Origin of the sequence: Nocardia sp. GCM10030253 (genome assembly GCF_042675075.1) — a bacterium.
Classification (GTDB): Bacteria; Actinomycetota; Actinomycetes; order Mycobacteriales; family Mycobacteriaceae; genus Nocardia.
The window spans coordinates 149,429-163,066 of sequence record NZ_JBHTDL010000009.1 but is presented as its reverse complement, the minus strand read 5'-3'; the positions used below and the strand labels follow the sequence as shown (position 1 = coordinate 163,066).

Sequence of the window (13,638 nt, the reverse complement as noted above, 5' to 3'; positions counted from 1 at the left end):
CGATTCACCTCAGCGTTGCGACGACGTTCTTCGCCGTCTCGGCGACCAGGGCACTGTCTGGTTCGGCATCGGGGGTTGAATGTGTTGTCAGTACGGCTATTACGATCGGCGCGGTGCTGCCGGTCGGCCAGGTGACGGCGACGTCGTTGGCTGATCCGAATTCGCCGGTGCCGGTCTTGTCGCCGGTCTTCCAGTCGGTCGGCAGGCCGGCGCGGATGCGGCTGCCGCCGGTGGTGCTGGCAAGCAGCCACGTCGTCAGCTGTTGGCGCTCCGGTGCCGCGAGTGCGTCGCCGACCGTGAGCGCGCGGTAGTCGGCGGCGATGGCGGCGGGAGTCGTAGTGTCCTGCTCATCGCCGGGTGTGGCGGCGTTGAGTGCTGGTTCCCAGCGGTCAAGTCGCGTGACCTGGTCGCCGAGGGATCGGACGAACTGCGTCAGGGCCTGCGGTCCGCCGAGCAACTTCAGTACCTCGTTGCCCGCCGCGTTGTCGCTCTTGGTGATCGCCGCATCGCACAATTCCGATACCGACATGCCGCTGTCGATGCGGGTGCTGGTGACCGCCGACCCCTCGGCCGCCGCGACATCGGCCTCTGTGAAGTGAATGACCTGATCGAAATACCCTGTGCCGAGCGGATGTTCGCGCAGCAGCGCGGCGCAGGCGAGCGTTTTGAAGGTCGACAACATCGGGAACCGCTCGTCCTGGCGGTATCCGGCGGTCTTTCCCGAGCCGGTGTCGATCGTGAACATCCCGAGCCTGGCCTGGTGTTGCTGCTCGATACCGGCCAACTGCGCGCCCGAGGTCTGGGCGGTGGGTGCGGGGGCCGGGTCTTCCGGTGTGGCCCCGCACGCGCCGACCAGCGGCAGCATCACCAACGCCATCAGGGCGGTCTTCGAGTTGGCCAGTGCACTCCTGCTGATCTGTGTCATGCGGGCACAACACCACAGCGGTGGTACAGCTGTCCAAGACCAACAAGCGCGAGAACCGATATGCGCGCCGATATCGTTGCACTACAGCGATGGTGCGCGAGGCTCAGCCGTGTTCAGCAGAAACAGCTTCGGCTTGCGATCCCGGCGGGAATTCCCGGGCAACGTCGGCGTCACGGTGCGGTGACGAAGTCGGCCATCATCGCCATGTCCTCGTGTTCGAGGTTGTGGCAGTGCAGCATGAAGGCGCCGGAGTAGTCGCTGAAGCGGACGGCGACCTCGACCGCTTCGGAGGGGCGGACGTCGACGGTGTCCTTCCAGCCGAGGTCGTATCGGCTGGGTGCGCGGTTGTTGCGGCTGAGCACCTGGAACGGGTCGAGATGGACGTGCACGGGGTGGTGCAGATCGGTGATGAAGCGCCATATTTCGGTGGTGCCGAGACGAGGACGTGCCATCGCGCGGCCGGGTTCGTAGGGGTGCCCGTTGATTGTCCATTCATGATTGCGGAGCTGGAAGTGGAAGGTGCGTTCGGCCACGGCGCGGCTCGGGTCGAGTGTGGCGATGTGGCTGAGCCGATCCGGTATGGCGGTGTCGTCATGGAATGCCGCCTCGGTGATATCGAATCGCATGACTTCGGTGGTCTTGTCCTCGCCGAGCGTATTCATCAGCCGCACACTGGTTCCCGGACGGAACCGAGAGAAGTCGAGCACGATGTCGAAGCGCTCGGCGGGGGCGATATCGAGAGTGTCGTGCGCGACCGGGTGAGCCAATAGTCCACCATCGCTGCCGATTTGGACGAATCCGCGACCGCCCTCCGGCTGCGGGTCGAGCGCGAGGCGGTATCTGCGTGCGTTGGAACCGTTGAGCAGGCGAAACCGGTAGCGCACCGGGGCGACGTGGAGCACGGGCCACGGTGCTCCGTTGACCAGGACAACGTCGCCGAGCACCCCGTTCATGAAAGGGTCGGTGACGCCGGGCGATCGGAGTGTCGGATCCGCGAACGGGTAGGCGAAGGAACCGTCGGCGGTGAAGGAACGATCGGCGATCAGCAGCGGGATGTCGCGGTCGCCGGATGGCAGCGGGAGGGCCTGCTCCTCGTCGTCGCTGATCAGATGGAATCCGGCGAGGCCGTGCCAGACCGCGGGAGCGGTGTAGCCGTGCCGGTGGTCGTGATACCAGAGTGTCGCCGCGCGTTGGGCATTCGGGTACACATAGTCCCGTTCGCCGTGGGCTATGGCGCCCGGCGCGATCGGGGCCGTGTGGGTGCCGTGGTGTGCGGCTGTGGGTGCGGTGCTGCCGTGCGGGAGTATGACGTCCATCGGATAGCCGTCGCTGTCGGCCGGAGTATGCCCGCCGTGCAGATGCACCACCACCGGATGCGGCAGTTCGTTGCGGTGCCGTACGACAGCGCGACGGCCCGATCGTGTGTGCAGGGTGGGACCGGGGAAGCTGCCGTGGTAGGTCCATGCGGTGGTGCGCAGTCCGGGCAAAATCTCGAGATCCGCTGTCCGCTGGACGATCTCGTAGTAGTCGGTGGTCGCATCGCTGCGCACGGGCTGGAGCACCGGAGGTACCGGCAGGAGCGTCTGAAAGGGACGAGGTAACGGAATGCCACTGTGCAGGAGCCGGCCCGGCTGACCTGGGGACAGCAGGTGTGCACCCACCTGCCAGCCTGCTGTCGCCAGTGCCGCGGCCGCACCTGCCCCCGCCCCGGCCCGCAGAAATCCGCGTCTGCTCAGCTCGGTCATCGCTGCCCCCGCCAGGCCCAGGTGACCAGCAGCGAGGTGCCGATGGCGAGCCCCACCGCCAGTGGGATATGAACGGCGAGAATCCGATTCTCGCCGAGCGGGATCAGCGCACCCGTGATCACCAGTTGGATGAGGCTGGTCCGCACCGGCCAGGAAGGGCCGAAGCCCTTGCGCCAGAGCAGAGTAGCCGCGACCGCCTGTCCGAGCATGGCGACCGCGACGACACTGCCGTTGCGGCTGTGCAAGGCCAACGCCTCGTATCTTCCGGACAGGAAATCGCCCGCCAAAGCGGCCTGGACGAGCACCAGCAGCGCCACCGCGGTACTGATGATGCGGAATGACATCAGCGGCCAGGCAGGGGCGCGCACCGTGGCTTCGGTCATGGTTCTCCTCAGGTCCGTTGCTGACGGGATCACTGGCGGACGCCGCGCCGCCAGACCTCGGCGATCGAACGGGTCGTCGAGATATCGGTGGTCGGATCGCCCTCGACGAGCAACAGGTCGGCGCGCATATCCGGCGCGATTCTGCCGCGGTCGGACAGCCCGAAATGGTGTGCGGGCAGGCTGGTCGCGGCCGCGAGCGCCTGCTCGTTGCCGAGTCCGGCCGAGGTGAGCAGGACGAGTTCGCGGTGCAGGCTGACGCCGTGGGCGGGGACGAACGGGGTGGCATCGGTGCCCGCGAGCAACGGCACGCCTGCCTGGTGCAACGCGCGGGCGACCTGCGCGGCGCCCGCGGCGGTACCGGGTGTCACGCAGTCGGCGGCGGCCGCCGCGTTCTGCGTGATCGCCTCGAAGTACACCAGCGTGCTGACCACAAAAATGTTTTGTGCGGCAACAAGATTCACCAGGTCGAAGGAGGCGTCGGTGGTGTCGGTCCAGACGTGGGCCAGGCCGTCGACACCCACGTCCACGGCAACGCGTACTTCCGCAGCGGTGATCGCGTGCGCGATGACCCGCAGGCCCACGTCGTGCGCCTCGCCGACCAACGCCGCGGCCGTCTCTTGTGACAAAACCGGCAAGTGGGTCCCGTGCACGGCACCGTCATCGATGACGATCTTCAGATAGTCGGCGCCCTCGGCCAACCGCGCCTCCACGAAAGCCATTGCCTCGCTGGGGCTTTGGATCGTGTCGAACAGCCCGACGTCGAGTGCGTCCATACCCGGCGCGGTCAGTAGCTGGCTCGGGTGTCCGCCAGGCGCGGTGGCCAGCGTGCCCGCGGAACGGAAGTCGGCGACATCGTCATGCTCCGCCGCTTTGCGCAGTTCGGTCAGCTTGGCGGGCAGGCAGAACATGTCGAGCTCGGTGGTGACGCCGTTGGCCAGCGCCGCACGGAGGTCGTCGACGACGAAGGTGTGCGTGTGGGCGTCGATCAGGCCGGGCAACAAGGTCCGGCCGGTGCCGTCGATCTCGATATCGCCGGCACCGCCGTCGTACTCGGCGATACGGTCGTCGATGATCAGCACGGTGGTGTTGGGTATGGTCTTCTCGCCGTCGAACAGGCGGACATCACGAATCACGGTGCGCATGGAATCTCCTGGTGGTTGGGCGACAGGTGCCGCGTACGCCAACCAAGAGGGCGGGTCTGGGCTCGAACGTAACGTGTCGGTGAGATGGATCACAGTGTGTTATCGCGGCCGGTGCTTTTGTCTCCCATGACTGATACGAGAGACAGGAGCCTTCCGATGATCGACCCGGACCGACGCCAGACCGACCGCGCGATGGAGACCGACGGCGCGACAGACGAGTTCGTGCGGCATCGGGAACTGCTGTTCTCCGTCGTCTACAACATCCTCGGCAGCGTCGCCGACACCGAGGATGTGCTGCAGGAGACCTGGCTGTCGTGGGCGCCACGGCGCGACGCGGCCGCAGCGGAGATCGACAATCCGCGTGCTTATCTGGTGCGGGTCGCGGTGAATCACGCGCTGGGCAAGCGTGCGGTGATGAACCGGCGCCGGGAAACCTATGTCGGCCAATGGCTTCCCGAGCCGGTGGTCACCACGCCCGACGAAGACGATGCCGCCGACGCGCTGATCCGTGCCGAATCCTTCTCGATGGCGCTGCTGGTGGTGCTCGAATCGCTGAGCCCGATAGAGCGGGCCGTGTTCGTGCTGAACGAGGTCTTCGGCTACACGCACGGCGAGATCGCGGAGATGATCGACCGCACGCCCACCGCGGTCCGCCAGCTGGCCTACCGGGCGCGACAGCACGTGCACGCCCGGCGGCCGCGGCAGCAGGCCGACCCGCGGGTGCGCAGACAGGTGACCGAACGTTTCGTCGCGGCCGCGATGGGCGGCGATCTGGAGGAACTGCTGGCAGTGCTCGCGCCGGATGTGACGCTGTGGACCGACGGCGGTGCCAAGGGACCCGCGACCAGCCTGCGGCCGGTACACGGATGGGCGGACGTGGCCAAGGTCTTCCTCGAGGTCGCCCGTGGGCTGCGCGCGGACTACAAGGTCACCTACCGCGCCGTCAGCGGCGACCCGTGTGCGGTCGTCTTCGACGGCGACGCGCCACTGGCGGTCGTCGTCCTGGATGTTTCCTCGGACAACACCGTTCGCGGCATCTACTCGGTGACCAACCCGGACAAGCTCACCGCGATCCATTGATCGAAAGTCACCAGGTGTCCGCGAATATTCTTCCCCCCGATCCCACCGCATGATGGGGCGCGCTGTCGGAACTGGTTGCCGCGGGCAAGGTTCGCTACCTCGGCATCTCGCAACGGTGCACCGTGCCCGCCGCGACGCCGCTTGACCCTCACGTTGCGTGAGGCTCGACGATGTCCTCATGACCGAGAACTTCCCCGCATTCGACATCAGTCCCGTTCCCGACCCCGCGCTCGACGCCGTACCCCCGGAGCTTTTCCGCGGCCTCTACGGGATGCCGATGTTCGTCACGGCGTCCACGTCCGATCTGGCCGCGTCGGTGGACTTCTGGATCCGTGGGCTCGGGTTTTTCGACCTGTTCTCAGTCCCCGGCCAACTCACGCACCTGCGCCGCTGGGCGTTCCAGGACGTCTTGCTCGTGCCGGGTGAGCGCCCTGCCGGGGCGCCGGGGCTGAGCGTGAGCTTCGCATGTGTGCTGAGCCAGATCGACCCGATCGCCGCCGAGTGTGAGGAGTTGCTGCCTGGCTGCACGACGGGGCCGCGCCAGATGCCGTGGAACTCGGTGGAGTTGGAGATCGTCACACCGGAGAACATCCGGGTGATCATGACGGCGGCACGACCGTACGATCCGAACAGCGCTGCGGCCGAGTATCTGCGGGCCATAGGAATCGGAGCGCCCGAAGAGTGATCAGACCGTGGTCGTCGGGGCCTCCGCACGGCATGGTCGTCAGACTGGACGGTGTGACGAATCGAGCCCTCGACGATGCCACGGCAGGAGATGGTCTGACCGTCGGTGCCGTCGCATCGCTCGTGGGTGTCACGATCCGGGCTCTTCATCACTGGGACGCGATCGGGCTCGTCCGTCCCTCCGAGCGCACCGATACCGGCTACCGGCTTTACACGGTCGCGGACCTCGCCCGTATCCATCGGGTGCTCGTCTACCGTGAGCTGGGTATACCCCTCAACGACATCGGGACATTGCTGGACGCACCGGCAACCGATGCGACGGCATCTCTGTGCCGGCAGCGCGACCAGCTTCGCGAGCGTGTTGCTCATCTGCAGCGGATGAGCGATGCGCTGGACCGCATGATCGAAGCCAGGCAGTCCGGCATTCTGCTGTCGGCCGAGGAACAGGTAGCGATCTTCGGTCAGCACTGGCAGCCATCATGGGTCGAACAAGCACACGATCGTTGGGGTGACACCGCCCAGTGGGCGCAGTACGCCGAACGTGCCGCGGGCAGGACCGCTGAGCACTGGCAACAGATCGCCGAGAGCGTCGATGCGCTCAACGCGGAACTGGCCGAGGCACACCGAACAGGGGTGGTCCCGGGCAGCGACCAGGCCAACGCGCTGGCCGAGCGGCATCGGGCGTCGATCGGCTCGTATTTCGACTGCACACACTCGATGCACGTCTGCTTGGGACGCACGTACGCCACCGATCCAGGATTCGCCGCTTTCTACGACGACATCGAGACCGGTCTGACCACCTGGCTCCGCGACATCATCGACGCCAACGCGCGCGCCAACGGCGTCACCCCCGAATCAGCGGCATGGGTCTGACAACGTTGCCCACGCGACTATCGGTCGAGAACGGCCCGGACTGGTGCCGTGCCCTCAGCGCTGCCCGAGATCGGCACGCTCTGCTTCGGGGGCGAGGAGGTCTTCGCCACGGTTCGGCGCGAACCAGGTTGTGTAGAAGGTGATTGCCAGCGCGGTGAAGATGCCGAGGATCGCGATACCGAAGGGGAACGGGTAGGTCGCCATCGGGAGGGCGAGGTAGCGGATGCACAGGAGAACACCCGTGAATGTGGCGACGCCGAAGGCCACTATCCGCACGCGGTGGCGGTCCCAGCCTCGGTCGGGGTCGCGCAAAGCGGACTCGATGGTCAGGCACAGGGTCGCGCCGACGATGAGGTCGATGCCGTAGTGGGCGCCGAGGCCGAGCGTTGCGATGAGGGTGCACACCAGCCAGAATGCGCCGCCCCAGCGGAGCCAGAGCGGTCCGCGGCGGGAGTGGATGAATAGCGACAGTGCCCACGCCGTGTGCAGCGACGGCATGCAGTTGCGTGGTGTGATGGTGTCGAACGGCATGGATTCGACCGAGGACGGTACCGGTGGAACAACGTTCGGCCAGACGTTCGCCAGTTCCATGCCATTGCCCCATGAACCGAACGCGAGTATCGGGCCGACGACGGGGAAGAGCACGTAGAAGATCGGGCCGATGAGGCCGATCGTCAGGAACGTTCGCACCAAGTGATGCCGTGGCCACAGACCTGCGGTCACGCCGCGAAGCTGCCAGATGGCGACGACGATGGCCGCGACCGGAAGCTCGAAATACACCCAGCGCACCACGCCCAATGGCACCGGTCCCGCCACGTCGAGCGCGTGGCCGACGAACCACGCTGGATTGCCGAGCGCTCGATCGGCCAGTTGTACATACGGATCCAGGACTTGCGGGCAGGCCCAGGCGGTGATGTCCAACCAGATCTCGCCGATCTTCGTCGCGAGGATGAGCAGTGCGCCCAGAGCGATGGTGCGCAGCGCCGTGTGGCGGCGGGCGCCGGTCCACCGCACGGCGGCGATCACCGCCAATGCGGTGAGCACGATGGTCGGACCGTTGCCGACGGTGAACGGTCGACCCTCCAGCGTTCGAACGGCCACGAAGACCAGGTCGAGTGCGATCGCGGCGGCGAGAGCGGTCACGCGTGCGCGGGCCGTGATGCCGACCAGTGCGAGCAGGAAGCCCGCCCATGGTGTGGTCGCGGACTTGGGTGTCCCGGCGTAGTCGCGGAAAAGGCTGGTCAGCGGGCCGAGCGCGTGGATATGGGCGGCCATGAGCTGGCCTGCGACGAGCACGAGCACCGCGGCCGCGATGCCGCCCCAAACGATCCACGATCGAAAGCGACGCTCCAGGACCCGCCCGACACCCGCTTGCTCGGGGGGTGAGGTCGAACGTCCTTGCGCGTCGTGAATAAGCATTCGGCCATCGTAAACACGATGTGAACACGATCATGCGGTCCGGTTAACGGATGTCGAGGCGGTGCGAGATCGTGAAAACCCGTGGCCGCCTGCTGAATCCGGTCACCGGTGAGCTCGCTGGGCACAGCACGGCCATCGTGAGCGTGACCCGGATCACGACGATGTCCACGGGCTCTCCACGCCTCGGCGATCGTGCCGATCAATCCTGATGGGCGCTCGGGACTCGCGGGAACGCTTGTGCGGTGGTCGAACGAGCCGCCGCCCTGAGTAGCGCTCTCCTTATCATTTGGGGACTGGTCAAACTGATCGAGTGGTCTGGTAGACCGTTCTTCGAGATGGTCGTAGACCGAGACGCATAGCCCAGCGTGGTAGGCGACCGTGACGCATGCAGAAAGTGCCTAGCGCGCGCCGAATCCCGTTGCCGCGCCCCAGTCCGCGAGGTCGATCGTCTTGGTCAGCAACGTGAGTCGCTGGGCCGCGTCGTCCCATGTGGTGCCAGTTGGTTCGAGTGTCAGCAACACCACGATCTTCTCGTCGTGTTCGCCAACGGTCCCGGTTGTGTGCATGGCTCGCTTTTTGAGGTTGATCACGGGTCCATCGGCAGGCGTTGTGCCCTGGGTGAGCGACCATGTTTCGCGGACGCCGTCTTCGCCGAAGACGACCGGGCCGGTGGCGGCGGTGTTGAGAGCTCCTTGGGGAATCGGTGGCTTCGGGTTTCCGGGTGCGCACACCTTGTCCGGCTCGTCGCCGAACCCGGACCATCCTTGTTTGACGGCCCTCGGCTGGTGGGCGAGAGCCCGTGCGATACCGAAGGATTGGTCGAATCCGTCCTTGCCGCATTTGGTCGACTGATGCAGATTGCTCATCATGAAGTCGCGGATCGCCGGATTCGCTGTGTCGAGGATGTAGCGGTAGATCGTCACCACGTCGGCCGCGCTGATCGCGGTGTAACCCCACATCCCCCGCGTCGCGGGCGGTGCGGTGTCGGTCAGGCCGAGCTTCGCGACCATCCGTTCGATGATCTTGTCCCAGCCGTTCTCGATCCACAGGTAGCTGGCGGCGTCGTCGTCGCTGGAGCGCAGCATCGCCTGCAACCGAGCCAGATCATCGGACGGCGTGGTGAGCGACAGGTCGTGCGACTCCAGGTAGTCGAGGGCAATGAGCAGCTTGACCACCGACGCGGAGCGGTACTGCTTGTGCGCGTCGAATTGCACGCTCGAATCGCCGGTCTCGCGATCGAAGACCATGAAGCTCGCCTCGACGCCGATCGGCAACGCATCCGAGACAGGTTCCGCAGCAGCCGGATTCGCGCCGATGGCCGTCAACGTCGTGACGAGGAGCACCGTGGCCAGACGGATCGGTGTCAGCAGTCCTGCTCGGCGGTGAGGCCGGATGGGTTCGGCGCGGAACACCAGGTGTCTCCCATGGGTCGAATTTGCGGCTCGTGTGCACGAGGCGATCCAGCACACTATCCGGATGCAACCGCCCGACGCCAGATGCGTTGCATCACAACCCATCACCGCTGCCTGGTAAATCCGGTGGACGTGGGCAGTCGTGCGGGCCTCGCGCGGCGGCCAGGTGTCAGGAAGTCGGCTCGGATCGGTGGCAGTCGAGCCGGATCCATCATCGACCCGCCGCGCTGTAACCCCCGGTACATCGGCGAGTCCGGCACGATAGGGCGCGGTCCCGCCGACAAGGAGTACGTATGGAGACACCGTCCGCAGTCAGTCCGCCGATTCACGCGGCGAACGGTCGAGGCACGTTGCGGGCCGCTGTCGTGGTCGGTGCGCTCGGCGTCGTGTTCGGCGACATCGGGACAAGCCCGATCTACACCATTCAGACGGTCTTCAACCCTGCTGATCCGCACCCCGTCCCGATCAGCACGGACAATGTGTACGGCGTTGTTTCGCTGATCTTCTGGTCGGTGATGATCATCGTCACGCTGACTTACATCTCGCTGGTGATGCGCGCCGACAACGACGGTGAGGGCGGCATCATGGCGCTGATCACGCTGCTGCGCAGGCTTGGTGGGGGACGAGGTGGTCGGGCCGCCGCGGTGCTGGCCGGGCTCGGGATATTCGGTGCCGCGCTGTTCTTCGGCGACAGCATGATCACTCCGGCGATTTCGGTGCTGTCCGCGGTGGAGGGCCTGAAGATCGTCCAGCCAGGGCTCGAGGATCTGATCGTGCCGATCACGGCGGTGATCATCGTCGGGCTGTTCGCGGTGCAGCGCCACGGCACGGCGGCGGTTGGCCGACTATTCGGGCCGGTGATGATCGTCTGGTTCGTGGTGATCGGCGCGCTCGGCGTGAGCGGGATCGCCAAGCATCCGGAAATCCTGAAGGCGCTGTCGCCGACCTATGCGCTGAGCTTCATGTTCGGGCACTTCGGAATCGCGTTCTTCGCGCTGGCCGCGATCGTGCTCGCGGTCACCGGTGCGGAGGCGCTCTATGCCGACATGGGCCACTTCGGGAGGAAGGCGATCACTCGCGGCTGGCTCGGGCTGGTGCTGCCCGCGTGCGCACTCAGCTACCTCGGCCAGGGTGCGCTGCTTCTCGGCGACCAGACCGCCGTGAGCAGCCCGTTCTTTCTGCTCGCCCCTGGCTGGGCGCGGTTGCCGTTGGTACTGCTTGCGACCGCCGCGACGGTGATCGCCTCGCAAGCGGTGATTACCGGCGCCTACTCGGTGGCCTCGCAGGCCGCCCAGCTCGGTTACCTGCCGAGGTTGCGGATCGCGCACACCTCGGAGTCGACGATCGGACAGATCTACGTTCCCTGGATCAACTGGATGCTGATGGTCTCGGTGCTCACGCTGGTGTTCGCCTTCCGCACCTCGGCGGCGTTGGCGTTCGCGTTCGGTATGGCTGTCACAGCGACGATCTCGATCACGACGTTGCTGTTCTTCTATGTCGCCCGGGTCAAATGGGCCAAGCCGCTGTGGTTGGTGCTGCTCGGCGGTGTCCCGTTGCTGGCCGTCGACGTGATGTTCCTGTCGGCGAACATGACCAAACTGGTGCACGGCGCGTGGTTGCCGCTGCTGATCGGGCTCACGGCATTCACCGTCATGACCACTTGGGCCCGTGGTCGCGTGGTTGTCACCCGCGCACGCCAAGAGGTGGAGGGACCGCTGCGCGAATTCGTCGACCACTTGCAGGACTATCGGCCGCCGCTGCTGCGGATCCCCGGTACCGCGGTGTTCCTCAACCGCGGCAAGGAGACCGCGCCGCTGGCCATGCGGGCCAACGTCGAGCACAATCGCGTGCTGCACGAACATGTGGTGATCTTGGCGATCGACACATTGCCGGTGCCTCGCGTGCCGGACGCGGAACGCACCGAGATCGACGCCCTCGGTTACGGCGAAGACGGATCATCCATGTGACCGCGCACTACGGGTACATGGAAACACCGAACATCCCGCACGCGCTGCACCTACTGGACCCAGCGCAGACCGAAGGCCAGATATCGATCGACGACGCCTCCTACTTCCTGTCGAAGATCGAACTGAAGAAGGGGTCGGCACCGACGATGGCATCGTGGCGCAAGCGCCTGTTCATCGCCACCTCCTACGTCACCGCCGACGCCGCCGAGTACTTCGGCCTGCCAGGCGAGCGGACAGTGATCATGGGTTCGCGAATCGAGGTGTAGGGCGGGCGGATCCGCCGTCACGCGGCGGATCCGCCAGTTCGGAGTCAGAGCCTACGCGTCCGCCGAGATCAATACGGGCACCGGCTCTTCGGACTCGGGGGCCGGGTGGGAGTCGATGCCGCGGCGGAAGAAATCGGGATTGCGCCAGCGTGCGACCAACATCAGCGCGGCACCGAACAGCAGGATGCCGAAGCCCATGTAGAACACCAGTCCGATGCCGCCGATCGAGGCGCCGCTGCCGTTGTCGGGGTCCATGCTCTCGCGGACCGACACCAGGAATACCGCCAGCAGCATCACGCCGCCCAGCAGCGGGAACAGGAATTTGAAGACGATATTGCGGGTGCTGGTGAACAGCTCCTTGCGGAAATACCAGACGCAGGCGAAGGCGGTGATGCCGTAGTACCAGCAGATCATGATGCCCAGTGCCGCAACGGTATCCAGCAGTGCTCGCTCGGAGAGCAGCGACACGATGGCGTAGAACGCGCCGGTCACCACACCGGCGACGACGGTGCTGTAGGTCGGCACCAGGTACCTGGGGCTCACCTCGCCGAACTTCTTCGGAAACGCGCCGTAGGCGCCCATCGCGAGCATGGTGCGGGCGGCGGGCAGGAAGGTTGTCTGCAGGCTCGCCGCCGAGGAGGCGAGGATCGCGAGCAGCAGCAGCGGGCCAGCCCAACCGAGTACCGGATCGGCCAGCGCACCGAAGACATTGTCGGCGTTCTCCTCGTTACCGAGGCCAAGACCGCTGTCGCCGACACCGGCGTACATCATCACCGCGACTGCGACCAGCAGGTAGGTGAGCAGGATCGACAGGACGCAGAGCAGTCCGGCACGGCCTGGCACTCGCTTCGGGTCCTTGGATTCCTCGCCGAGGGTCAGGCAGGTGTCCCAGCCCCAGAAGGCGAAGATGGAGCCGGTCACTCCGATCATGAACGCGCTCAACGTGAGTCCGGTGAACGGATCGAACCAGTCGATATCGAAACTCAGCTGGGTGGGCGAACCGTGGCGGACCACGTGTACCAGCGCGGTGACCGCGAAGGCCAGCAGAATAATCATCTGGAACCCGACGAGTACGTACTGCACCCGCTCGCTGGTGGTGATGCCGCGGCCGGCGACCAGGGTCGCGATCGCGACGAACACCAGCGTGGTGGCGATGTTGACGCCCTTGTGGTCGGCGAGCTCGGCAATGCCTGGACTACTGAAGATCCGCCCGAGGAACAGGTAGAAGAATTCCACGGCGATCGCGGCCAGATTGGACAGCACGATGACCGTTGCCATCACCATGCCCCAGCCGCACATCCATCCGACGTAGGGCCCGAAGGCTTTGGTGGACCAGGTGAACGAGGCTCCGCAGTCGGGCATCCGCGCGTTCAGCTCGCGGTAGGCATACGCGGTCAAGAACATCGGGACGAAGCCGACAAGGAGAATGGCCGGCATCTTCAGCCCGACCGCGGCGACGATCAGGCCGATGCTGGCCGTCAACGTGTAGCCGGGCGCGACCGTCGAGATCCCGAGAATCGCACCGGAGAAGGTACCGATGGTGCCCGCGGCCAGCCCCTTGTCGACCGGTTGTTCGCTGGTCTGCGCGGTGGGCGCGGGCTCATTCACGATTTTCATTCGTTTCCTTCTTCTCCAACCACGACCATCGGCACATAGCGGACTTCGAGCATCGGCACGACGGTGTTTGCGTCGCCTCAGTGTGCGCTGCGACACACGCCATGGGCCGTGCCGAGTTGGACACA

11 protein-coding genes and 1 pseudogene are annotated in these 13,638 nt (G+C 65.9%); 4 read left to right on the top strand and 8 right to left on the bottom strand.

The genetic code is table 11. From position 1 onward, the window contains the following. Window positions 1-4: 4 nt before the first annotated feature. From bla to ACFQZZ_RS21530, 4 genes are all read right to left on the bottom strand, one after another. Window positions 5-925 carry a class A beta-lactamase gene (gene bla / locus ACFQZZ_RS21545; protein WP_378683559.1) on the bottom strand — a complete coding sequence of 307 codons (921 nt, stop codon included), beginning with the start codon at window positions 923-925 and terminating at the stop codon, window positions 5-7. 170 nt (window positions 926-1,095) lie between these two features. After that, on the bottom strand, window positions 1,096-2,670 hold the full coding sequence (locus ACFQZZ_RS21540; protein ID WP_378683556.1) for a multicopper oxidase family protein: 1,575 nt from the start codon (window positions 2,668-2,670) through the stop codon (window positions 1,096-1,098). Continuing rightward, a complete protein-coding gene (locus ACFQZZ_RS21535) occupies window positions 2,667-3,053 on the bottom strand; it encodes a hypothetical protein (protein WP_378683554.1) in 387 nt (128 codons plus the stop codon). Before ACFQZZ_RS21535 ends, ACFQZZ_RS21540 begins: the two co-directional genes overlap by 4 nt. Before the next feature lie 29 nt (window positions 3,054-3,082). Further along, the gene (locus ACFQZZ_RS21530; RefSeq protein WP_378683551.1) at window positions 3,083-4,195 is read right to left on the bottom strand and encodes an amidohydrolase family protein; all 1,113 of its coding nucleotides are present in this window, start codon (window positions 4,193-4,195) and stop codon (window positions 3,083-3,085) included. A gap of 156 nt (window positions 4,196-4,351) precedes the next feature. Between ACFQZZ_RS21530 and sigJ the strand changes: the two genes are divergently transcribed. The 3 genes from sigJ (at window position 4,352) to ACFQZZ_RS21515 (ending at window position 6,832) form a co-directional block, all read left to right on the top strand. Continuing rightward, on the top strand, window positions 4,352-5,275 hold the full coding sequence (sigJ, locus tag ACFQZZ_RS21525; RefSeq protein WP_378683548.1) for an RNA polymerase sigma factor SigJ: 924 nt from the start codon (window positions 4,352-4,354) through the stop codon (window positions 5,273-5,275). 178 nt (window positions 5,276-5,453) lie between these two features. Beyond that, complete coding sequence (locus ACFQZZ_RS21520) at window positions 5,454-5,960, top strand: VOC family protein (RefSeq protein WP_378683545.1); 507 nt, start codon at window positions 5,454-5,456, stop codon at window positions 5,958-5,960. A gap of 53 nt (window positions 5,961-6,013) precedes the next feature. Beyond that, a complete protein-coding gene (locus ACFQZZ_RS21515; protein WP_378683542.1) occupies window positions 6,014-6,832 on the top strand; it encodes a MerR family transcriptional regulator in 819 nt (272 codons plus the stop codon). A gap of 54 nt (window positions 6,833-6,886) precedes the next feature. Here ACFQZZ_RS21515 and ACFQZZ_RS21510 read toward each other — a convergent pair whose 3' ends face one another. From ACFQZZ_RS21510 to ACFQZZ_RS21500, 3 genes are all read right to left on the bottom strand, one after another. Continuing rightward, a complete protein-coding gene (locus tag ACFQZZ_RS21510) occupies window positions 6,887-8,251 on the bottom strand; it encodes a DUF5933 domain-containing protein (protein ID WP_378683539.1) in 1,365 nt (454 codons plus the stop codon). 43 nt (window positions 8,252-8,294) lie between these two features. Further along, entirely contained in the window at window positions 8,295-8,420 is a 126-nt protein-coding gene (locus tag ACFQZZ_RS21505) for a hypothetical protein (RefSeq protein WP_378683536.1), read from the bottom strand. Window positions 8,421-8,649: 229 nt separating this feature from the next. Continuing rightward, window positions 8,650-9,663, bottom strand: a complete 1,014-nt coding sequence (locus ACFQZZ_RS21500) for a hypothetical protein (RefSeq protein WP_378683533.1) — start codon at window positions 9,661-9,663, stop codon at window positions 8,650-8,652. Window positions 9,664-9,956: 293 nt separating this feature from the next. Between ACFQZZ_RS21500 and ACFQZZ_RS21495 the strand changes: the two are divergent. After that, window positions 9,957-11,896: pseudogene (locus tag ACFQZZ_RS21495) on the top strand (potassium transporter Kup). A 51-nt stretch (window positions 11,897-11,947) separates the two neighbouring features. Here the strand turns inward: ACFQZZ_RS21495 and ACFQZZ_RS21490 are convergent. Then, entirely contained in the window at window positions 11,948-13,513 is a 1,566-nt protein-coding gene (locus tag ACFQZZ_RS21490; RefSeq protein WP_378683530.1) for an APC family permease, read from the bottom strand. Window positions 13,514-13,638 lie beyond the last annotated feature (125 nt).